Source organism: Clostridium sp. CM038, from assembly GCF_055081105.1.
Genome location: NZ_CM143651.1, coordinates 3,751,726 through 3,773,286 on the forward strand (window position 1 = coordinate 3,751,726; position 21,561 = coordinate 3,773,286).

23 protein-coding genes, 3 tRNA genes, 1 rRNA gene and 1 other annotated feature are annotated in these 21,561 nt (G+C 32.3%); of the genes, 4 read left to right on the forward strand and 23 right to left on the reverse strand.

The genetic code is table 11. The features are described from left to right. Positions 1–14 precede the first annotated feature (14 nt). From rplJ to ACWJKS_RS17310, 16 genes are all read right to left on the reverse strand, one after another. Positions 15–515 (reverse strand): 50S ribosomal protein L10, encoded by a 501-nt coding sequence (rplJ, locus tag ACWJKS_RS17235; protein ID WP_165414402.1) that lies wholly within the window; start codon positions 513–515, stop codon positions 15–17. 34 nt (positions 516–549) lie between these two features. Continuing rightward, positions 550–686 (reverse strand) — a sequence feature (ribosomal protein L10 leader region). Between the two features lie 37 nt (positions 687–723). Beyond that, positions 724–1,413, reverse strand: coding sequence for a 50S ribosomal protein L1 (rplA, locus tag ACWJKS_RS17240; RefSeq protein ID WP_216302361.1), 690 nt, complete (start codon positions 1,411–1,413; stop codon positions 724–726). Positions 1,414–1,471: 58 nt separating this feature from the next. Further along, a complete protein-coding gene (gene rplK / locus ACWJKS_RS17245; RefSeq protein ID WP_071614644.1) occupies positions 1,472–1,897 on the reverse strand; it encodes a 50S ribosomal protein L11 in 426 nt (141 codons plus the stop codon). A 76-nt stretch (positions 1,898–1,973) separates the two neighbouring features. Continuing rightward, positions 1,974–2,495 carry a transcription termination/antitermination protein NusG gene (nusG, locus tag ACWJKS_RS17250; RefSeq protein ID WP_216302360.1) on the reverse strand — a complete coding sequence of 174 codons (522 nt, stop codon included), beginning with the start codon at positions 2,493–2,495 and terminating at the stop codon, positions 1,974–1,976. Positions 2,496–2,541: 46 nt separating this feature from the next. Continuing rightward, positions 2,542–2,766 carry a preprotein translocase subunit SecE gene (gene secE, locus ACWJKS_RS17255; RefSeq protein WP_165414399.1) on the reverse strand — a complete coding sequence of 75 codons (225 nt, stop codon included), beginning with the start codon at positions 2,764–2,766 and terminating at the stop codon, positions 2,542–2,544. 38 nt (positions 2,767–2,804) lie between these two features. Beyond that, positions 2,805–2,954, reverse strand: coding sequence for a 50S ribosomal protein L33 (gene rpmG / locus ACWJKS_RS17260; RefSeq protein ID WP_125002828.1), 150 nt, complete (start codon positions 2,952–2,954; stop codon positions 2,805–2,807). Between the two features lie 191 nt (positions 2,955–3,145). After that, entirely contained in the window at positions 3,146–4,339 is a 1,194-nt protein-coding gene (tuf, locus tag ACWJKS_RS17265) for an elongation factor Tu (RefSeq protein WP_216302359.1), read from the reverse strand. An 81-nt stretch (positions 4,340–4,420) separates the two neighbouring features. Then, positions 4,421–4,496, reverse strand: a tRNA-Thr gene (locus ACWJKS_RS17270). A 9-nt stretch (positions 4,497–4,505) separates the two neighbouring features. Beyond that, positions 4,506–4,580: transfer RNA gene (locus ACWJKS_RS17275), tRNA-Gly, on the reverse strand. Positions 4,581–4,649: 69 nt separating this feature from the next. Then, on the reverse strand, positions 4,650–5,267 hold the full coding sequence (gene sigH / locus ACWJKS_RS17280) for an RNA polymerase sporulation sigma factor SigH (protein WP_165414377.1): 618 nt from the start codon (positions 5,265–5,267) through the stop codon (positions 4,650–4,652). A 99-nt stretch (positions 5,268–5,366) separates the two neighbouring features. Continuing rightward, positions 5,367–5,876: an NYN domain-containing protein gene (locus ACWJKS_RS17285; RefSeq protein ID WP_462960092.1), complete on the reverse strand. Its 510-nt coding sequence runs from the start codon at positions 5,874–5,876 to the stop codon at positions 5,367–5,369. Positions 5,877–5,884: 8 nt separating this feature from the next. Further along, entirely contained in the window at positions 5,885–6,670 is a 786-nt protein-coding gene (gene rlmB, locus ACWJKS_RS17290) for a 23S rRNA (guanosine(2251)-2'-O)-methyltransferase RlmB (protein ID WP_462961093.1), read from the reverse strand. Positions 6,671–6,982: 312 nt separating this feature from the next. Further along, positions 6,983–7,789, reverse strand: coding sequence for an FAD-dependent thymidylate synthase (gene thyX / locus ACWJKS_RS17295; protein ID WP_462961094.1), 807 nt, complete (start codon positions 7,787–7,789; stop codon positions 6,983–6,985). Next, positions 7,789–8,211, reverse strand: coding sequence for a Mini-ribonuclease 3 (locus tag ACWJKS_RS17300; RefSeq protein WP_216302356.1), 423 nt, complete (start codon positions 8,209–8,211; stop codon positions 7,789–7,791). The genes thyX and ACWJKS_RS17300 overlap by 1 nt, the downstream gene beginning before the upstream one ends. 548 nt (positions 8,212–8,759) lie before the next feature. Then, positions 8,760–9,866, reverse strand: coding sequence for a PIN/TRAM domain-containing protein (locus ACWJKS_RS17305; RefSeq protein WP_216302355.1), 1,107 nt, complete (start codon positions 9,864–9,866; stop codon positions 8,760–8,762). 117 nt (positions 9,867–9,983) lie between these two features. After that, a complete protein-coding gene (locus tag ACWJKS_RS17310) occupies positions 9,984–10,457 on the reverse strand; it encodes a CarD family transcriptional regulator (RefSeq protein WP_216302354.1) in 474 nt (157 codons plus the stop codon). Between the two features lie 146 nt (positions 10,458–10,603). Here ACWJKS_RS17310 and ACWJKS_RS17315 point away from each other — a divergent pair, with 146 nt between their 5' ends. Beyond that, entirely contained in the window at positions 10,604–11,008 is a 405-nt protein-coding gene (locus tag ACWJKS_RS17315; protein WP_216302353.1) for a nucleoside triphosphate pyrophosphohydrolase family protein, read from the forward strand. Positions 11,009–11,045: 37 nt separating this feature from the next. Here ACWJKS_RS17315 and disA read toward each other — a convergent pair whose 3' ends face one another. Together disA and ACWJKS_RS17325 are read right to left on the reverse strand one after the other, a co-directional pair. Beyond that, positions 11,046–12,110, reverse strand: a complete 1,065-nt coding sequence (gene disA / locus ACWJKS_RS17320) for a DNA integrity scanning diadenylate cyclase DisA (RefSeq protein WP_216302352.1) — start codon at positions 12,108–12,110, stop codon at positions 11,046–11,048. A gap of 14 nt (positions 12,111–12,124) precedes the next feature. Next, positions 12,125–12,277: a hypothetical protein gene (locus tag ACWJKS_RS17325; RefSeq protein ID WP_258875989.1), complete on the reverse strand. Its 153-nt coding sequence runs from the start codon at positions 12,275–12,277 to the stop codon at positions 12,125–12,127. A gap of 583 nt (positions 12,278–12,860) precedes the next feature. Between ACWJKS_RS17325 and ACWJKS_RS17330 the strand changes: the two genes are divergently transcribed. Genes ACWJKS_RS17330 through ACWJKS_RS17340 form a run of 3 tightly spaced genes read left to right on the forward strand, consistent with a single transcriptional unit; the run spans position 12,861 to position 15,448 of the window. Next, on the forward strand, positions 12,861–13,757 hold the full coding sequence (locus ACWJKS_RS17330) for an ABC transporter permease (protein ID WP_220319770.1): 897 nt from the start codon (positions 12,861–12,863) through the stop codon (positions 13,755–13,757). Then, positions 13,720–14,475, forward strand: coding sequence for an ABC transporter ATP-binding protein (locus ACWJKS_RS17335; RefSeq protein ID WP_216302349.1), 756 nt, complete (start codon positions 13,720–13,722; stop codon positions 14,473–14,475). Before ACWJKS_RS17330 ends, ACWJKS_RS17335 begins: the two co-directional genes overlap by 38 nt. Positions 14,476–14,488: 13 nt before the next feature. Beyond that, positions 14,489–15,448 carry an ABC transporter substrate-binding protein gene (locus tag ACWJKS_RS17340; protein WP_462960093.1) on the forward strand — a complete coding sequence of 320 codons (960 nt, stop codon included), beginning with the start codon at positions 14,489–14,491 and terminating at the stop codon, positions 15,446–15,448. A 278-nt stretch (positions 15,449–15,726) separates the two neighbouring features. Here ACWJKS_RS17340 and ACWJKS_RS17345 read toward each other — a convergent pair whose 3' ends face one another. The 5 genes from ACWJKS_RS17345 to rrf all read right to left on the reverse strand — a co-directional run bounded on the left by ACWJKS_RS17345 (position 15,727) and on the right by rrf (position 21,537). Continuing rightward, a complete protein-coding gene (locus tag ACWJKS_RS17345; protein WP_216302347.1) occupies positions 15,727–18,168 on the reverse strand; it encodes an ATP-dependent Clp protease ATP-binding subunit in 2,442 nt (813 codons plus the stop codon). Positions 18,169–18,467: 299 nt separating this feature from the next. Further along, positions 18,468–18,704, reverse strand: a complete 237-nt coding sequence (locus ACWJKS_RS17350; RefSeq protein ID WP_216302346.1) for a hypothetical protein — start codon at positions 18,702–18,704, stop codon at positions 18,468–18,470. Between the two features lie 280 nt (positions 18,705–18,984). Further along, positions 18,985–21,063, reverse strand: coding sequence for an elongation factor G (gene fusA, locus ACWJKS_RS17355; protein ID WP_462960094.1), 2,079 nt, complete (start codon positions 21,061–21,063; stop codon positions 18,985–18,987). 277 nt (positions 21,064–21,340) lie between these two features. Next, positions 21,341–21,415, reverse strand: a tRNA-Asn gene (locus tag ACWJKS_RS17360). A gap of 5 nt (positions 21,416–21,420) precedes the next feature. After that, positions 21,421–21,537, reverse strand: a 5S ribosomal RNA gene (gene rrf, locus ACWJKS_RS17365). Positions 21,538–21,561: the final 24 nt, after the last annotated feature.

Consider the following 21,561-nt stretch of genomic DNA (forward strand, 5'->3'; position numbering starts at 1 on the left):
TAATATTTGAAATATTATTGAGCTGATTCCTTTTGCTCTTTAACTGAATTCAATAGGTATGCAAGATTTGATAATGGAGCTTTGAAGCTTCCAAGTAATTTTGCAATAAGAACATTTCTTGGTGGTATTGATGCAAGAGCATTAACCTCGGCACCATCGAATATTTTACCTTGAATTATGCCTGCTTTAAGCTCTAATTTTTTATGAGTTTTTGCAAATTCATTTAAAACTCTAGCTGCAACAGTTGCATCTTCATATCCAAATGCCATTGAAATAGATCCTTGTAGGTGAGTTTCTATACCTTCAATTCCTAATTCCCTAGCCGCTAGAATAACTAAAGTGTTTTTATAAACTTTATATTCTACCCCAACTTCTCTAAGGTTTTTTCTTAGTTGCGTATCTTCTTCTACATTTAGACCTTGATATTGACTAAATACTACACCTTGAGCTTTTGCTAATTTTTCTTTTATTTCTGCTACTTTTGCTTCTTTTACTTGTCTATTATTGCTTAACACTATATATCCACCTCCTAACAGTTTTTAACTGCTTTATAAAAAATTAAAATCTCTCCGTAGACACGAAGAGACCTAATATATGTATACAAGTATACTTATAGGAATCCTCGGTAGGCATGTTGTCTTTTACGCTTTCGCACCTACTATCTACGGAATATCATTTATTTCACTCTGGAAATTGTATCATGTTTAACCCTATTTGTCAATACTAGTCTAATACTTTAGCTTGATTGACTTTTATTCCAGGTCCCATAGTGCTTGAAACTGATACTGATTTTAAGTATTGTCCTTTAGCTGCTGATGGTTTAGCTTTAACTACTGCTTCCATTAAAGCATGAAAGTTTGCAACTAATTTGTCAGCACCAAAAGATTTTTTTCCAAGCGGTACATGAATTATAGAAGTTTTATCAACTCTATACTCAACTTTACCAGCTTTTATTTCATTTATTGCTCTAGCAACATCAAATGTAACTGTTCCTGACTTTGGATTTGGCATTAATCCCTTAGGTCCAAGTACTCTACCTAATTTACCAACAACACCCATCATATCTGGAGTAGCAACAACTATATCAAATTCAAACCAATTTTCTTTTTGTATTTTTTCAACTAATTCATCAGTTCCAACGAAGTCTGCTCCTGCAAGTTCCGCTTCTTTAGCTTTCTCGCCTTTAGCAAAAACTAAAACTTTAACTGTTTTACCTGTTCCATGAGGAAGTACTACTGCACCTCTAACTTGTTGGTCTGCATGTCTTGGATCAACACCAAGGCTTACAGCGAGTTCTATAGTTTCATCGAACTTAGCTTTAGATGTTTTCACCACAAGTTCCATAGCTTCTGTTGGTGTATATAGAGCATTTTTATCTATAAGCTTAGCGCTTTCTATGTAATTTTTTCCCATAATAGTATCCTCCTTCGTGGTAATAACGGTTTTTACCTCCCACGTAATTAATTTAAAATTATTCTTCTACAACTATTCCCATACTTCTTGCTGTTCCAGCTATCATACTCATTGCAGATTCAATTGATGCTGCATTTAAATCTGGCATCTTAAGTTCTGCTATTTCTCTTACTTTAGCTTTAGAAACTGTAGCAATTTTGGTTTTGTTTGGAACACCAGAACCGCTTTCTAATCCAACTGCTTTCTTTAACAATATTGCTGCTGGTGGAGTTTTCAGTATGAAACTAAAAGATCTATCTTGATATACTGTTATTACTACTGGTATTATCATACCTGCTTGATCCGAAGTTTTCGCGTTGAATTCTTTACAGAATCCCATGATATTAACTCCGTGTTGTCCAAGTGCTGGTCCAACTGGTGGTGCCGGGGTAGCTTTTCCTGCAGGAAGTTGAAGTTTTATCATCCCTGTTATTTTCTTAGCCATGAATTTATACCTCCTATATTGTGGTAAACGGATTAAAAATCCTCCCACTTACTAAAACTTTCGTTTTATTAAGTATCTAGTCTAGTTTTTGTATTTGATTGAATTCTAGTTCAACAGGAGTTTCCCTGCCAAACATATTTATAAGTGCTTTAATTTTTTGCTTTTCCAAATGAATTTCTTGTATTAAAGCAACAAATCCTTCTAATGGTCCAAATGTCACCTGAATATTCTCACCTATTTCGTAGTCAACAACTATAGTTTTTTCTGCTATACCCATAGTTCTAACTTCATCTTCAGTAAGAGCTACCGGTTTAGAACCCGGTCCTACGAACCCAGTTACACCTCTGGTATTTCTAACTATATACCAAGATTCATCTGTCATAAGCATTTTAACCATAACATAACCTGGAAACACCTTTTTTAAAGTTATTTTCTTTTTTCCATCCTTTACTTCAACTACTTCTTCCATAGGTACTTGAATGTCATGTACATATTCTTCAAGATTTCTATTTTCGATCGCTTTTTCTAGGTTGACTTTAACTTTATTTTCATAACCAGAATATGTATGTACAACATACCATTTAGCTTTATCTGCCATAGCTCAAGGGGTGGAGTATTCCGTCCCCCTACCTCCTTCCTTTACCTTATTTAAAGATTAGTTTATAGAGGTTCTTAAAACCATAATCCAACAAACCTATTAAAATCACAAAAATAAAACAAAAACTTGTCACTGCAAAAGTTGCCTTTTTAACATCTTGTTTTGAAGGCCAAGTTATTCTTTTCGCCTCTGCCTTAAGTTCATTGAAAAACTTCACTATACCTTTTTGGTTTGATTTTTCCTTTACTTTAACATTCCCAGTAACAGCCATTTTATTCACATCCCTACTGTTTTGTGTTTAATGCTGTATTATTTTGTTTCTTTATGAAGTGTATGTTTGTGGCAGAACTTACAGTATTTCTTCATTTCTATTCTGTCTGGGTTATTTTTTTTGTTTTTCATTGTATTGTAATTTCTCTGTTTGCAATCAGTACAAGCTAAAGTTACTTTTACTCTCACAATCTACACCTCCCGGTTTTCCATCTATTTAAGAAAGCTCATACTTATTAAGCGCTAAGCTATCTTTAGCATTTTTGTTATACTTAAATAAGTTATCACAATTTAATACATATGTCAATGAATTAGTTCAAGGTGTTTTTTTATTAAACAATTTTCTTTCTTCTAATTCATAATGCATTTTTTTGTTTGTATTATTTAACTATTGAAGTAACAACTCCTGAACCTACTGTTCTTCCACCTTCTCTGATTGCGAATCTTAATCCCTCATCCATTGCTACTTGAGTGATTAGTTCAACATTCATGTCTATGTGATCTCCTGGCATTACCATTTCCATTCCGTCTGGTAATTTTATTGATCCAGTTACATCAGTTGTTCTGAAATAAAATTGTGGTCTATATCCGTCGAAGAATGGAGTATGTCTTCCGCCTTCTTCTTTTTTAAGTACATATACTTGACCTACAAATTTATCATGTGGATGTATTGAACCTGGCTTAGAAAGTACTTGACCTCTTTGAATATCTGTTCTTTGTACTCCTCTTAGTAATGCTCCGATGTTGTCTCCGGCCATTGCTTGATCTAAAAGTTTTCTGAACATTTCAACTCCTGTACATACAACTTTTCTTTTATCTTCGCTAAGTCCTACGATTTCTACTTCTTCTCCAACCTTAAGTATCCCAGCTTCAACTCTTCCTGTAGCAACTGTTCCTCTACCTGTGATTGTGAATACATCTTCTACTGGCATTAAGAATGCTTTATCTGTTGCTCTCGTTGGTGTTGGAATGTAGCTATCTACTGCTTCCATTAATTCAGCTATGCATTTTGATGCTTCTTCATCAGTTGGATTTTCTAATGCTTTTAATGCTGATCCTGTTACTACTGGAATGTCGTCACCAGGGAAGTCATACTCACTTAATAATTCTCTTACTTCCATTTCAACAAGTTCTAATAATTCTGGATCATCTACCATATCTGCTTTGTTTAAGAATACTACTATATATCCTACTCCAACTCTGCTTGCTAATAGTATATGCTCTCTTGTTTGAGGCATTGGGCCATCTGCTGCACTAACAACTAGAATTGCTCCATCCATTTGTGCTGCGCCTGTGATCATGTTCTTTACATAATCTGCATGTCCTGGGCAATCAACATGTGCATAATGTCTATTATCTGTTTCATACTCAACATGTGATGTATTTATTGTAATTCCTCTTTCTCTTTCCTCAGGTGCTTTGTCAATTTGGTCAAACCTAGATACTTCTGCTAAACCTTTAGTTGCGAGTACTGCTGTTATTGCAGCTGTTAATGTTGTCTTGCCGTGATCTACGTGCCCTATTGTTCCAATGTTTACGTGTGGTTTGCTTCTTTCAAACTTTGCCTTTGCCATTTTGTATTCCTCCTCAATATAAATAATTACACTTTTGTGCAAGTAAACTCATCCTAGTGTATTGTACGGATTTAATAGTTATGGAGCCCATAACCGGAATTGAACCGGTGACCTCCACCTTACCAAGGTGACGCTCTGCCGACTGAGCTATATGGGCATTAAATTTTGGAGCGGGAAACGGGTATCGAACCCGCGACACCCAGCTTGGGAAGCTGGTGCTCTACCACTGAGCTACTCCCGCCGACGTACAACTTAAAGCTATACACCAATTATTGATTATACTACTGTTTATTTTTTTGTCAATGTATTTTCACCTTTTGCTTAGACATTTTTCTAATTTTCTTTTTACTCTTTGTAGCGCATTATCAATAGACTTTGCATGCCTATCTAAATCACAAGCAATCTCTTGATAAGATTTACCATCTAAGTATGACATCAACACTTCCATCTCTAGTTCTGAAAGAACTTCCCCAATTTCATTTTGAATGCTTATTACTTCTTCACGGCTTATAACTAGCTCTTCGGGATCAGTAATTTTAGCACCTGATAACACATCCAATAATGTTCTGTCTGATTCCTCGTCATATATTGGCTTATTTAAAGATATATATGTATTAAGGGGAATGTGTTTTTGGCGAGTAGCTGTTTTTATTGCTGTAATTATCTGTCTTGTAACACAAATTTCTGCGAAAGCCCTAAAAGAAGATAATCTATCTGCCTTAAAATCTCTAATGGCCTTATAGAGACCTATCATTCCTTCTTGATAAATATCTTCTTTATCAGCCCCAATCAAAAAATACGACTTAGCCTTGGCTTTAATAAAATTCCTGTATTTATTAATTAAATATTCTTGTGCTCTAACATTTCCATTTTGTGCTTCAATGACTACTTCTTCATCCAATCTTTCTTCAAAGCATGAAGTATCCATACTAGCTCTAATGATTTTTTCCAACAAATATCCCCTCCACACCAAACATGTGTCATATAGATGATTATACCTTAGTGCAATTTCTATAGTCAAGAAAATTCAATGGCTCCTGCGTATTTTTTCAAGTTTTTTTAATGTTTTTTCATCTATTCTCTCTTCTAACCAATTTCTTTTTCCTAAATGCCTTTTTTCGATATTTATTTGAATCTCTTTTTGTGTACTAATTACTTCGTGATAAAATTCAATGGAAGACATTCGAGTGGCCCCTCTTTGAAAGGTAACTTGCTGCTCTAGCGAGTCTGACGTGACAACGCAGACTTCGGATTTTCGTCCTATATTATTGACCATTCTCTCAATATAATCATCTGCCGTTTCGCCCTCTTTTGTAAAAATCACAACTAAATTTCCTTGTCTTTCTTTTTTTTGAAGGCTACCTTTAACCATTTGTGCATCAAAAACTATAAATATTTTATACCCTTTAAATCCCGAGTGATTTTGAAGAGTGTCAATAAGCTGCAGGCGTGAAGATTCGTAACTAAAATCTTTAATCTTTTTAAGATTTGGCCAGCTATTTATAACATTATACCCATCAACAAAAACTGTTTTCACTTTTTACCTCATTTAATCTTTTGCTTCATAATTTCATACATTATTATACCACCTGCAACCGATGCATTTAAAGATGTTATTTTCCCTGCCATGGGTATTTTTACTAGAACATCACATTTTTCTTTTGTAAGTTTAGAAATGCCTCTACCCTCACTTCCAATAACAAGGGCTACCGCACCAGTTAAATCAGTATTAAAAACATAATTTTCGGCATCCATATCCGCACCATAAACCCATACTCCGAGCCCTTTTATTTCTTCAATAGTTGCATTTATATTAGTTACTTTTACTATTTTCATATGTTCAATTGCACCAGCTGATGTTTTATACACTGTTGGTGTAACTCCCACATTTTTTCTCTTAGGTATAATTATTCCGTGAGCTCCGCATACCTCTGCAGTTCTTATGATAGACCCAAAGTTATGTGGATCTTCAATTTCATCTAGTATAATTATAAAAGGCTTTTCTCCTCTTTCTCGCGCATATTCAAATATGTCATTTAATTGAAAATATTTGTAAGGTGTTACTATAGCAATAACTCCTTGATGTGATGAAGTTTGTGATATTTCATCTAGTTTTCTTCTATCTACTTCTTTCGTAACAATTCCTTTTTCTTTGGCTAATGCTAGTACCACGCTTATAGATCCTACCATATCACCTTTGGCAATAAGAATGTACTCTATGGTTCTATCTGATTTTAGCGCTTCTATAACTGTATTTCTTCCTTCAACTAAATCCTCTCTAATGATTTTAGTCTCAACTTCTTTATTAACATTGCTATTCTTAGGGCTTATTTCAGTTCTTTCCCTAGCAAATTTTTTGTTTTCTGGTGCATTCTCTTCACTTTGTTTGTTTCTTTTATTACCTACTCTGCCTTTATCTTCTCTACTTTCTTTTGTACCCTGCTCGTCACCTCTAAATCTTCTGGAAGACGCTCCACCTTTATCATATTTACTACTTGAAAACCCTCTACTTTCTTTCGCACCTTTTTCGCTCGTCCTAACCCTTTTAGACCCTGTTCCAGTTTTCTCTTCCCTACTACTTCCAAATCCACTATTTCCTTGATATTTTTTATTATCGCTCATTTCAAATACCTCTCTCTTTATCTATTTAACTTCATATTCTTTTCTTATTTCCATCATTTTTCCACAACTCATACCGCCTTCAGGGCATGGTCCACTAACACAACTTGGCCCTGCATATTTAAAAAGTACAGGTGCTACAATCCTCGCTTGCATCAGCATTGTTTTTGCCATTTGACGTATTTCCCATTGAGCTCTAGTACAACATCTCTGATTAAAGAAATGAATTAATTCTCTAGCATTCATAGTAACTATCATTTTAGTTTCACAAGCATTTGGAAATACATATCTCGCATCTTCGATAGCCTTTTTCTCAGCTTTGCCCTTAATAATTGTATATTGTTTTTTCTCAATTTCTTCAGTATTTATTAATTTTTCATCCTTTAAATATTCTTTTAAAAGATTAGCCAATTCATTTCTACACAATATCTCTACTAACTGATTATACTCCTCTTGAATGCGCTTCATAGATTCTATGAATATTATTTTTGCTTCTTCATCTTTTTCAATATTGGGAGGAATTATATATTCAAATTGTTCAAGCTTTACATATCTCTGACTCTGTTGAGAATATGATGCCACCCTATGTCTCACTAATTGATGGGTCAAACTTCTAGATATGCCCTCAATTGCAAAAGTAAAGCTCACATGTTCTATTGGCGAATGATGGCCATAAGTCATTAACATATCTAACAACTTTTGTGTTTTTTGTTCATTCAAATCTTCTAGTATTTCATCAACCCCAACTTGACTATAACAAAGTTTAGCTGCCGCTGCTATAATTTTTTCTGGATTAGGCGTATGTTCAATTAATTTAACCTTAAGCACAATTACTCAGCCCCCAAATCGTGGTTTATAATCTTCTCGAAAATATAGTTTAGTCTTTCATTCTTTTCACTTAAATATAGAAATCCCACTAAAGCTTCAAACCCCGTAGCCCATTTATATTCATTTAAATCTCCATTTTTAGGTGTTGTGCCACTTTTAGAGTTTCTAGCTCTTTTAAATATACTGAGCTCTTCTTCATTTAAATTTTCTATAAAGAATTTCATATACTCACTTTGTGCATGTGCTTTTACATGTTCAACTGTTTTAATATGAATTTTATGAACATTCATATTTCTATTTTTTTCCACAAGATAGGTTCTAATAAATACCTCATAAACTGCATCTCCAACTAATGCAAGCACTAGTGGATTTATCTGTTTAACTTGTTCTACTGTAAATTTACCCTTTAGCATATTAAATTCCATGCTTATTCTCCTTTTTAATTATTAGACATTTCTATGATAAAAGGTAGTAGCCATTGTATGGTGGCTTATAACACGGCTACTACTTTTTATCGTTATAGGTATTTCTATATCAATGTACTTACTAAGGTCCTGCCCATCTTTACCGCTTATATCTTTTATCCTTGAATTTATTATTTACATGATACACATTTAAAATAAAAAACATCAAAAAAATAATAAAGCTCACCCTGTTTTAGGGCGAGCTTTATCACGGTACCACCTAAATTTGTACTCATTTTTTAACGGTTATGCTACCGGTAGTTTTGCTACAGCTCCGAAACGGGTTAAAAACTTTGAAAGTCTCTCAACCTACTATTTAATTTAGATTTAATATTTTTTATAGTTATTAATCAATATACACATTAAATATGCTACTGTCAATAGTAAAACCATCATCTAAGTTGTCACTAATGGCTTATAACATATTCGTTTATAAATGTTCTAGACCCATCATTAATAAGTACAATAGCACCGTTTTTACTTATAAAAAAGTTACTCACACAATATGACTAACTTTTTACCAAAGAATCCTTATTTTTAGCAAAAATCATTCTACCTGCTGCCGTCTGAAGTACTGATGTTACAATAACAACTATATTTTCACCAATATATCGTCTTCCACCTTCAACAACAATCATTGTGCCATCATCTAAATAAGCTATCCCTTGGCCCGATTCTTTTCCATCTTTCATCACTTGAATTTTCATTTCTTCCCCTGGTAGAACTACTGGCTTTACTGCATTTGCAAGTTCATTAATATTTAAAACTGGAACTCCTTGGAATTCAGCTACCTTGTTAAGATTAAAATCGTTAGTAATTACTTTACCATTCAAAACTTGAGCTAACTTAAGAAGTTTGCTATCTACTTCTGCAATATTGGGAAAGTCTTTCTCCCAAATTTCAACTTCTATATTTAATTCCTTTTGAATTTTGTTTAGTATATCTAATCCTCTTCTGCCTCTATTCCTTTTAAGCCCATCTGATGAATCAGCTATATGCCTAAGCTCCTCCAATACGAAAGTTGGTATTACTAGTGGCCCTTCAACAAAACCCGTTTGACAAATATCAAATATTCTACCATCAATTATTACTGATGTATCTAGCACCTTAGGATTTTCATTAGTAAATCCTTTGATTTTCTTATCTTTGAATCCATCTTTCCTTTTAATGCTTGTAAAGAAGGATAATATTTCATCTCTTTTTCTAGCGCAAATATCTGCTCCTAAAGCTGCCATTATAACAGTAAAAATAACTGCAATAATATTCCATATAAGAGATTGGTACTTAAATAATCCCGCAAACAAAGATGCTATTACAAGCCCTATTATTGCCCCTCCTGTACCAAAAATAATTTGAGAAGTCGGCATTTTTTGTGTGCTTTTCTCCACATGATCCATAAACTTCATTATAAAAGATACGATTATAGGAGATATTAGAAATAAAATAACTCCAAAAATTAAAGTAGAAAAAATAATGAATATTATTCCTTGAATTGTACCATTTTTTAAATAATTAAGCCCACCTAAATAGCTTGTGCTTAGAAGCATATCTCCTATTAAGTACCCCAAAATTAGTCCTATGATTGTAAAAAGTCCTCTCAAAATTTTTTTTAACAAAAAATTTCACCTCCTTCTAAATTATTAACACTTATTTGGATTTATATCCTGTTATTATCTAATATATACTATAAAGTTGTGCATTTCAATAAAATGCACCCTAGAATTAACAATTTGTTAAACGAAATCCCTTATTTTGTTTAACGCTTGTTCCATATTAAGTTCAAACACTAACATTATTTCACTGGCTACCATCCCTTCAACTCTTTCTAGAATCTTTAACTCACCCGGTGGAAGCATATCTTTCTTCTTTAAATAATATAAATCCCTAAGTACCTCGCACATTTTTAGAGCATTACCACTTTGGATTTTTTTCTTGTTAAATCTATATCTATTATTCCAATTACTTTCTATACAATTGGACCTATTTGATATTGTATTTAAAACTGTTTCTAATTCTACTTTATTTGAAATGTTTCTTATTTTATGTTTCTCTATTTTATCTATCGGAATCATAAAATTCATATTATCTAATAAAAGATATATATTTATATATTTACATTTTATATTATACAATTCTTCACTGTTTATATTCTGTACATACCCAGCACCATAATATGCTACAAATATTTTTTGGCCAATATTTAACATAACACGCCCCCTATTAATAAAACTCCTGTTGCTTTATTATATATTCATAAGGTTAAATGCGTACTTAATTTATTGACAAAAACGTAATGTAAATCCTATAATAAAGATAGTATAGCTACTTAAATGATTAAAAGGAGTTGAACTTAATGAAAGATTGTATTTTTGATAATTTTCAAAACTCTGTGGATGAGTCCCTATTACGACATAAAAGTATTTTGGATATAATCACCAAACTTCAAGAGTCTCAGGCTAGAGTTAACAGAGCTGTTGCAAAGTCTGTTACCAATTGTGGTTGTATTGGCGTGGAAGCAAAGAAGCAATATACTCCTGCTGATATAGATGATTTAGATTTGGATACTCTTAGTGCTTCACTTGATACCCACATGCTAGGTAATCTTTGTGAAAACTGTAGAGAAGTCTTAGAAAAAGAATTAGGAAACAACCTTTTTTATATTGCTTCTTTATGTAATCTTGTAGACTTAAACTTATATGATATTCTTTTAAAAGAGTATAACAAAATAAGTACCTTAGGTAAATATACTATGCGTTAGTAAATATAGCATAAAATAAGTTAAAACTTATTTTATGCTATATTTGCTTATCTAACATAAATTGCTCTTTTAACCTTCTTAACCCATTTTTAATAGCTTTAGCCCTTGCTTCCCCAATACCTTCTACGCTATCAAGTTGTTGATAAGAAGCTTCCATTGTAGTTTTTAATTCTCTAAAGTGCTTAACTAAATTTTCTATAACATTTACAGGTATTCTAGGTATCTTACCAAGCATTCTATATCCTCTTGGAGAAATTAGAGTATCTACTAACGGAACACCTATATATCCAATAATCCTAGAAATAAAATCTAAATCCATGAGCTCTTCAGAACTCATATTTTCTATTTGGCTATATATTTGCGTATAATCCATACCACTTTGACAATAATCCCTTATTAAGAGTATCCCATCCTCCTCAACACTTCTAATTAACTCATTTAGTTGCATTGAAATTAGTCTGCCCTCATTCCCTAGTTCACATATATGCCTTTCAATTTCACCAACTATCCTCATAACCATTTCTGTTCTTTGTATTGCTGATATTACATCAAACAAGGTTGCTAAATCTTGAAATTCTAAAAGATTTAGATTACTTACTACTCGCTCAAGAACTGAAACATACTTTTCTAATGTCTGAATAGCTTGATTTGCCTTCGCTAAAATAATACTACTATCTCTTAAAACATATTTTATATCATCTTTGTATACAGTTATGATGGTTCTTCTTTGTGATATTGCAACAACAGCATACCCAGTCTGCTTAGCTATTCTTTGAGCTGTCCTATGCCTTGTCCCTGTTTCAAAAGTGGGTATTGTAGGGCTTGGCATGAGCTGAGTATTAGCATATAATATTTTTTTCAAATCACTGCTTATTACTATGGCTCCATCCATCTTTGCTAGTTCATATACATAAGCAGGGCTATAGTCCGCATTTATTCGAAATCCGCCATCTACGATGTCTAATATTTCCTTACTGTCTCCTAAAACAATAAGCCCTCCCGTTTTAGCTCTTAAGATATTTTCAAGTCCTTCCCTAAGCGTCGTTCCAGGGGCCATTCTTTTTAATATATTCATAAGTTCCTTGCTTTTTTCTTCTCTCATCTTTTTCTCCCTACTTAATAAATAGTGCCATTAAAAAATCTTATAATATCTTTTAATGAAGCCGTCCCTATAATATTAATATCCTTAGCATTAATTTTCTTTTCGCACTTATACAATAATTGTTTGTCGAGCTTTATTTCCTTACTTTTCACGCTAGACAATACCAAGCCCTAACTCTCCAGAAGTCCCATCTAAATTTAGTCGCCCTACTACATTAACATAAATATCACAATTATAAAAAGTAACCCTTTATTTTTTTCTAAACTAGTCTCTTAAATAAAAAAACTAGAAGCATTTAATATTTGAGTAGGCCTTCTTGTCTCATTATAATATTATACAAGATTAAATAAATTCTTACAAATAAAATAAATTATATTATTTATATTTGCATAAGGTTGTACACCCTATAAAACCGAAATAATAAAATAGTTTTAACGAAAAAATATTCTTGATTATTAAAGATAAGAATGGTATTATAAATATAATATTTTTTTAAGGAGAGATTAATTATGAAAAACTTATTAAATCAAAAAATACAATTTGTCTTTAGTCGCCAATTTACATAGGATTTGTACCTAAAAATTAAACATAGGTACAGGTCCATTGATGCTTGCATCAAATGATTTGTATCTATGTTGACTATGATTATAAGTTTTTCATAAGTTATATGAAAAAAGTCACATAGATATTCTATGTGGCTTTTTTTTGTATTTTAAATATCTTTTCTTAATTTTACAAAGGAGGATTTTGATGGAAGTCGCAACAGGAATATTAGTACAAAGCTTAATTTTATCAATCATGGTATTGGGGGTGTATATAAGCTATAAAATTTTGGACTTTCCGGACTTATCTGCTGATGGAAGTTTTTCCTTAGGGGCAGCAATAATAGCTGTAACCTTAAAAAGTGGAATTTCTCCTATTTTAGGCTCAGTGCTTGCGCTAGCTTCTGGGTGTATAGCGGGGTTATTAACGGGAATACTCCATGTTAAATTTAAAATATCAAACTTACTTTCAGGCATTCTAGTAATGGGAATTTTATATTCTCTAAACCTACGGATTATGGGAAAGGCAAACATTGCCCTCTTTAATGATGAAAATATTTTTTATGATTTCAACCCTTTAATTGTAGCTTTAATCTTAGTTGTAATATTTAAAGTTGCTATCGATATGTTTTTAAAAACAGGATTAGGATATGCATTGAAAGGTGTGGGCGATAACCCACAAATGATTAAATCTTTAGGCGTAGAAATAGGTAAAATAAAAATATTAGGACTTATGATATCTAATGGACTTATAGCTTTTTCTGGAAGTATGATGGCTCAATATCAAGGATTTTCGGATATATCTATGGGCATAGGTACATTAATTTTAGGTATAGCTTCTATAATCATTGGATCATCTATTATTAAAAACGGCAAGTTTATAAAACAGACAAGTAGTGTAATTATAGGCACTCTAATCTACCAAATTACCATATATTTAGCTATGAATTTTGGACTTACACCTGTGGATTTAAAAATGGTCACATCTTTTGTAATAATTTTATTTATAACAGTTGGTGGTAGAAGTAATAGTGAAAGTAACAAATCTATACGGGGGTGGTTATTAAATGTTAAAAATACAAGATTTATCAAAAATTTTTTATAATTCTTATTTAGGTGAAAATGTGTTATTTAAGGGCATTAATTTAGACATTAACGAAGGGGATTTTATAAGCATAATTGGTAGCAATGGAACAGGTAAGTCCACATTATTAAATATAATTTCTGGATTAGTTAAAGAAAGCTCAGGTAATATTTTTCTTGAAGGAAATGATTTAACTAAAATGCCTGAACATAAAGTAACAAGAATTGTAAGCAGGGTTTTTCAAAACCCATCCTTAGGAACATGTCCATCCATGACCGTTAGAGAAAATTTATCTCTGGCTTTAAATAAGGGTAAATTAATTAATTTTAAATATTGCCTTAGATATAAAACTAAAGAACTGGAAGCTCTTTTAAATGGAATATCATTAGATCTAAAGAAGCTTTTAGATGTGAATGTAAATTATTTATCAGGGGGACAAAGACAAGCTCTATCATTGATAATGGCAAGCCTATCTGCTCCTAAGTTACTGTTGTTAGATGAACATACTGCAGCATTAGATCCAAAGACATCTAATGAGATAATGGAGTTAACTCAAAAGATTGTAAAAGAAAAAAATATTACTACATTAATGATAACTCATAATTTAAAGGATGCACTTCAGTATGGTAATAGGCTAATAATGCTACATAAAGGTGAAGTTATTTTAGATTTAAATGAATCCGAAAAGAAAAAATTAACAATAGAAAGTATATTGAAAAAATTTGAATACGCGGTATAAAGGAGGTATTATTGTGAAAAAAATGTTAGCTACTACACTAATAATTACATGCATATTAACCGGATGTACAAAAACGAATGAAAAGAAGAAAGTTATAAAAATAGGTATAAGTCAAATAGTAGAGTATGTTGCACTAGATCAAAGTAGAGAAGGATTTATAAAAGCACTAGAGGATAATGGTTATAAGGAGGGAGACAATATAGATATTGATTATCAAAATGCCCAAGGAGATATAACTACGACCCAAACTATCGGCAAAAAGTTTGCATCTGGAAAGAAGGATTTAATTTATGCAATAGCTACCCCTTCAGCACAGGGGTCATATAATGCTACAAAAAAAATTCCAATAATAATTACGGCCGTTACTGATCCTGTGCAAGCTGGAATAATAAAGTCTTTAGATAAGCCAGAAACTAATGTTTCTGGGACTTCAGATTATTTACCAGTGAAAGAACAATTGGAGTTAATAAAGGAATTGATGCCCAATGCTAAAAGAATAGGAATTTTATATAATACAAGTGAAGTAAATTCACAAGTACAGGTAAATGAGCTAAAAAAAGCAGCTAAAGGTTATGAAATTGTTACTTCCGGAGTAACAAGCACTAATGAAGTTAATAGTGCCATAAGTAGCTTACTTGCGAAAATAGACGTTTTATATGTACCAACTGATCAGTTAATAGTGTCATCCATGCCTATAATAGTAAAAAATACATTGGAGGCAAAAATACCTGTTATAGCATCGGAAAAAGGCTCCGTAGAATCTGGAGCATTAGCTACTGTAGGAATAGATTATTATAAGTTAGGATATGAAGCAGGTAACATGGCAGTTGATGTACTAAAGGGTAATGATATATCTAATATGCCAATTAAAATCTCTGAAGAAACAGAAGTGTATATAAATAAAGATACATTAAAATCATTGAATATATCTATGCCAGAAATTAAAAATGTTAAATATATAGATAATAAATAAGCATTTTTATATAAAATATTAATGTGCCTATGTTGTTTATGAAAAATCTTTTATTATTTAAATTGTAGAATTACATTACCATAATCCAATAGTTAGCGATACAACTGATTCATATGTTGTGTATAACAGAATATAATTGCATATCCTAAATAAAACTAAGAAAAACCGTATACCTCTTGTGTGCAGTTTTCCTTAGTTTTATTTATTTGTAAGTTTAGTTATAAACTGAAAGTAAAAAAAAATTATGTTTTTTAAGCATATCCTACACATAAACAACATTAAATATGTAAAGTCTTAAAAATCAATTCACTATTTTTCATAAGAACACTTACATTATCACCTTTATTAATATTACCCTTAAGTATTTCTTCAGAAAGCTTATCTTCCACAGTATTAGTTATTTCTCGCCTTAGTGGTCTAGCTCCATAAGTAGTATTAAGTCCCGCCTTAGCTAAATGCTTCTTAGTTTCCTCATCAAAAGTAATATTAATTTCAAGATCTTTAAGACGCTCTTTTACTACCTTAAGCATTAATCCTACTATTTTATATAAATCTTCATGTTCTAGCGAATGAAATACGATAATGTCATCTATTCTATTTAAAAATTCAGGTCTAAATGAATGTTTTAGCTCTTCCATTATATTTTCTTTCATCTTTTCATATTTAGAGCTTGCTTCATTATCCTTTATATCGAAACCTAGAGACCTCTGTTTTTTTATACTAGACGCGCCTACATTTGATGTCATTATAATTACTGTATTTTTAAAATCTACTGTTTTCCCTTTTCCGTCTGTTAGCCTTCCATCCTCTAATATCTGTAACAAAATATTAACTACGTCTGGATGAGCTTTTTCAATTTCATCAAAAAGTATAACTGAATAAGGGTTTCTCCTCACCTTTTCCGTTAATTGACCACCTTCATCAAAACCTACATATCCTGGTGGCGAACCCATAAGCCTTGAAACAGTGTGCTTATCCATATATTCTGACATATCTATTCTTATCATGTTATTTTCATCACCAAACATGGCATCTGCTAAAGCTTTAGACAATTCTGTTTTTCCTACACCAGTGGGACCTAAAAATATAAAAGATCCTATAGGTCTCTTTGGATCCTTCAACCCTACCCTTGCACGTCTTACAGCTCTTGAAATAGATTTCACTGCCTCACCTTGTCCTATTACTCTCGTGTGGAGTACCTCTTCTAACTTTAGTAGCCGTTCCGATTCTTTTTCAGTCAATTTTTCTATAGGTATATTAATCCACCTTGATACCACATTAGCAATTTCAAGCTCTGTAACTATTAGCTCATCCGCTTGATTTTGAGTTTTCCAATTGTTTTTTGAATTATACAATTTATCCTTTAATTGTTTTTCGATATCTCTAATCTTAGCTGCTTTTTCAAAGTCCTGCACTGATATAGCATCAGCTTTCTCTTTACAAATTCCATCTATTTTTTCTTCTAAATTTTTCAAATTTTCTGGAGCAGTTAAATTTTGAATTCTTACTTTTGCACCAGCCTCGTCTATAAGATCTATTGCTTTATCAGGTAAGTATCTATCTGATATATATCTATGTGATAAGCTAACAGCTGCTTCTATTGCACTATCCGTAATCTTTACTCTATGATGTGCTTCATACTTATCTCTTAATCCTTTTAATATTTCAACAGCTTCATTTTTGCTTGGTTCTCCTACAATTATAGGTTGAAATCTCCTCTCGAGTGCTGCATCTTTTTCAAAATGCCTTTTGTATTCATCTATAGTTGTTGCCCCAATGCATTGAAGTTCTCCTCGAGCGAGGGCTGGTTTTAATATATTAGATGCATCAATAGCTCCTTCAGCTCCTCCTGCCCCAATGATGGTATGAATTTCATCTATAAATATAATAACATTTCCTGCGACGACTATTTCTTGCATAACCTTTTTAAGCCTTTCCTCAAACTCCCCCCTGTATTTAGAACCTGCCACCATTGAGGATATATCCAAAGTTATAACCCTTTTGTCTTTTAAAATTTCAGGAATGCTACCGGAAGCTATTCTTTGTGCTAGTCCCTCTGCTATAGCTGTTTTCCCTACGCCTGGTTCTCCTATAAGGCATGGATTATTCTTCATTCTTCTGCATAAAATTTCTAAAAGTCTTTGAGTTTCATTACCTCTACCTATAACAGGATCAAGTTTACCTTGTCTTGCCATCTCAGTTAAGTCTTTACCAAAACGTTCTAAGTTTGGGGTACCCTGTTTTTGCTTTTCTTTTGATAAACTACCTTTTGGAGTATCTTCAGAACACCAATTATTTAGTATACCATTTCTAAGTTTATTAAAGTCCGCTCCTAAATTAGCCAAAATTGTATATGCAACACCTTCTTCTTCTCTAATCAAGGCTAACAAAATATGCTCTGGACTAATATAATTATGATTCAAATTTCTAGCTTCCAGAAGACTTAGTTCTAGTAGCCTTTTTGTTCTTGGAGTTAGAGGTATCTCGCTACTTCGCATTTCTATGTCTCCTTCTCCCTCATACTCCATTACTAATTTCTTTACTCCCTCAAACGAAATTTTCATATCATCCAATGATTTTTTACATACTCCGTCTTCATCCTTTAGAATTCCTAGCAATATATGCTCTGTCCCTACATAACCATGCTTTAATTGCTTTGCCTCCTCTTGAGCATATACTAAAATCTTTTGTGATCTTTCTGTAAATTTATTAAACATCATGTTAAAACACCTCACTTGCAATGGATTTACTTCTTCCTTTAATTATGACCAATCGCACCCAGTTTTATCCTAAAAACACCAATATCGAAGTGAGTTTCATACTTTACTATCTATAAGAATAAAAAATAAGCATAAATAACACAGTACTCTATTTAATAACTCCTATAAAATCAAAAACAAATTTCGGAAAGTTTTATTTCCTAATTTGTTTTTTTAAAATATTCAAACATTAATAGTGATGGCCTTCTTAAATATATTATGCAAATAGCTCACTTACATAATTGCTCTTAATTTCCTCTTTACCTTCCCTTTTGTGATGTGATGTAATATTTGCCATTTTCTTTATCTCCTTGTGTTACAACGGTAAAAGAATTATTTTCCAACATTTCACATAATATTTTCATTTCATCAGCATTTTTCATTTTTGAAATAATTGTGAACTTATCATTTCGCTCTATTATGCCCATATAATCATGAATGCTGCTGTAATCACTTAAGTTAATTTCTCCAGGAATGTCTAATTTATATTCAGACATTTAATTCTCCCCTCTTTACTATATTTCACATTAGGTTTTGTAATTTTGAGCAAAATATGCGCATTTATTATAATTTACTTTTATTCTTTTTCTATACCTAAAAATTCATAATTAAATCATCTCCTGCGGAGCTGCACAGCTTCGAAGAAGATGAATTGACGACTTCAGGAGGAGATTTATACCCTCACTTATATGAGTTGGGAGACTTTCCTTCTGAAATGTCGTTAAAACAAAGAAATAAAACCGTAGCTACCTATGGTTTTATTTCTTTATTTTATTTCTATTCCAGGTTCTTGCTAGCTTCAATTATTTTATCAATTCCATCCTGAGGCACTTCTTCATATCTTTCAAACTTGACTCTAAAATTTGCCCTAGCACCAGTCATTGAGCGTAAATCTGTTGCATAATCAAATAATTCTGATTGAGGTACTTCTCCTATGACTTTCTGACCTCTTTCAACAGACTCCATCCCCAAAATTCTACCTCTTTTCTTGCTTATATCCGTAATAATATCGCCCATATAGTCCTCTGGACATGTGACCTCCACATGCATAATTGGTTCTAATAAAACAGGATCTGATTCCTTAATGCCCTTCTTGTAAGCTAACGACGCTGCCATTTTAAATGCCATTTCAGAAGAATCTACAGCATGATACGAACCATCATGTAACGTTGTTTTAAGTCTTATAACTGGGAATCCTCCAAGTACACCATGCCTAATGCATTCCCTTAACCCTTTTTCAACAGCAGGTATATACTGCCTTGGAACTGTTCCACCAACCACCGCATCAATAAATTCTAAATCATCTGCACCGTCTATTCTAGGCTCAAATTTAATCTTTACATCACCATACTGGCCATGTCCTCCGGATTGCTTTTTATGTTTTCCTTGGACATCAGAAGTTCTTTTAATTGTTTCTCTATAAGCAATCTTTGGAATTTCTAATGATACTTCAACTCCAAATTTATTTTTCAATTTACTAACTATAACCTGCAAGTGGGTAGATCCTAATCCTGAGATTATAGTTTGTGCATTTTCTGCGCTCCTAGATATTGAGAATGTAGGATCTTCTTCTAACAATTTTGTTAATCCATTAGATATTTTATCTTCATCACCTTTAGCTTTAGTTACAATAGCTCTTGAAAAAACTGGTTGTGGGAACTCCATAGTATCAAACATTATTAGTTTCGCTCTATCACAGAGAGTATCTCCAGTAGTCGTGCATTGAAGTTTTGCAACTGCACCTATATCCCCTGCCGCAATTTCTCGAGTTTGAAATTGTTGTTTTCCTTTTAAAAAATACATAGCACCTATTTTTTCTTCTTTATTTTTATTAGTATTATATACTATTGTGTCACTTTTAGCTTTTCCAGTAATAACACGGAACATAGATAATTTACCTACAAAAGGATCTGCAATAGTTTTAAATACTAATGCTGAGAATGGACCCATATCATCAATTTTGACTTGCGTATATTTATTGTTTTTCATACCTTTTGCAATGTACATAGTTGTTTCAATTGGAGAAGGGAAGCATTCAACCATATCTTCTAGCAACGTATTCATTCCTATACCAAGTAAAGCAGATCCACACATTATAGGTGTAATTTCTCCCATAGAAGCTCCTTTTATAAGACCTTGATATATTTCTTTTTCACTTATAGAACCCTCATTGAAATATTTTTCTAATAGAACTTCATCTGTTTCAGCAACTGCTTCCATAACCATCTGTTTACACTCATCCACTTTATCTATTAATTCTTCTGGAATATCACTATCTTCCATCCCGTGTGTTTTAGGATTAAATATTTGAGCCCTTCTAGATATGACATTTATTACGCCGCTAAAATTTTCTTCACTACCTATAGGATATTGAATTGGTACTGCGGATATTCCAAATGTTTCTTTTATCTGTTGCAAAGCAACTTGAAAATTACTATTTTCCCTATCTAGCTTATTAATAAAAAATGCTCTAGGTAGCTTATGATCATTGATATATTCCCAAGCCTTCTCAGTTCCAACTTCTACACCTGATACCCCACAAACAGTTATCATTGCCATATCTACAGCTCTTAGCCCCTCAATCATTTCTCCTTCATAATCAAAATATCCAGGCATATCTACTAAATTTAATTTTATATTTCCCCATTCACTTAAAGCCACTGATGTAGAAATAGACGTTTTTCTTTTCTTTTCTTCAATATCGTAATCACTAATTGTAGTACCATCATTAACTTTTCCGAATCTATCTATAGCTTTAGTGTAATATAATATTGATTCCATTAATGTGGTTTTTCCTGAACCACTATGTCCAACAATTCCTATATTTCTTAGATTTTTGCTTATATATTCTTTCATATACGATACCTCCTAGCTTTTCGTTAGATATATATTCATATATTCTACCTTTAAATAAAAAGCCTTTGTATATAGCTGAATTTTATAATTATTACTTTCTAAAAAAGATAAAAGTATCAATAAAATAAATTTATTGATACTTAATTATATATTTAAACTAAATATAAGTTATTACTAAAGCTCATATCTATTTTTTAAAATTTGTATATTATTTATTATAATTTTTCAAAAAATAAAAAAAAAGCTAATAATTAGCTTTGTATACTTTAAATAAAAATGGCTCCGCGAAAAGGATTTGAACCTTCAACCTATCGGTTAACAGCCGAGTGCTCCACCGTTGAGCTATCGCGGAACATTACCTAGCGACAACCTACTCTTCCACAAGGTCACCCCTGCAGTACCATCGGCGCATTGAAGCTTAACCTTCGTGTTCGGTATGGGAACGGGTGTTACCTTCATGCCATAATCACTAGATTGAGAAAATAAATATTCTCTCAA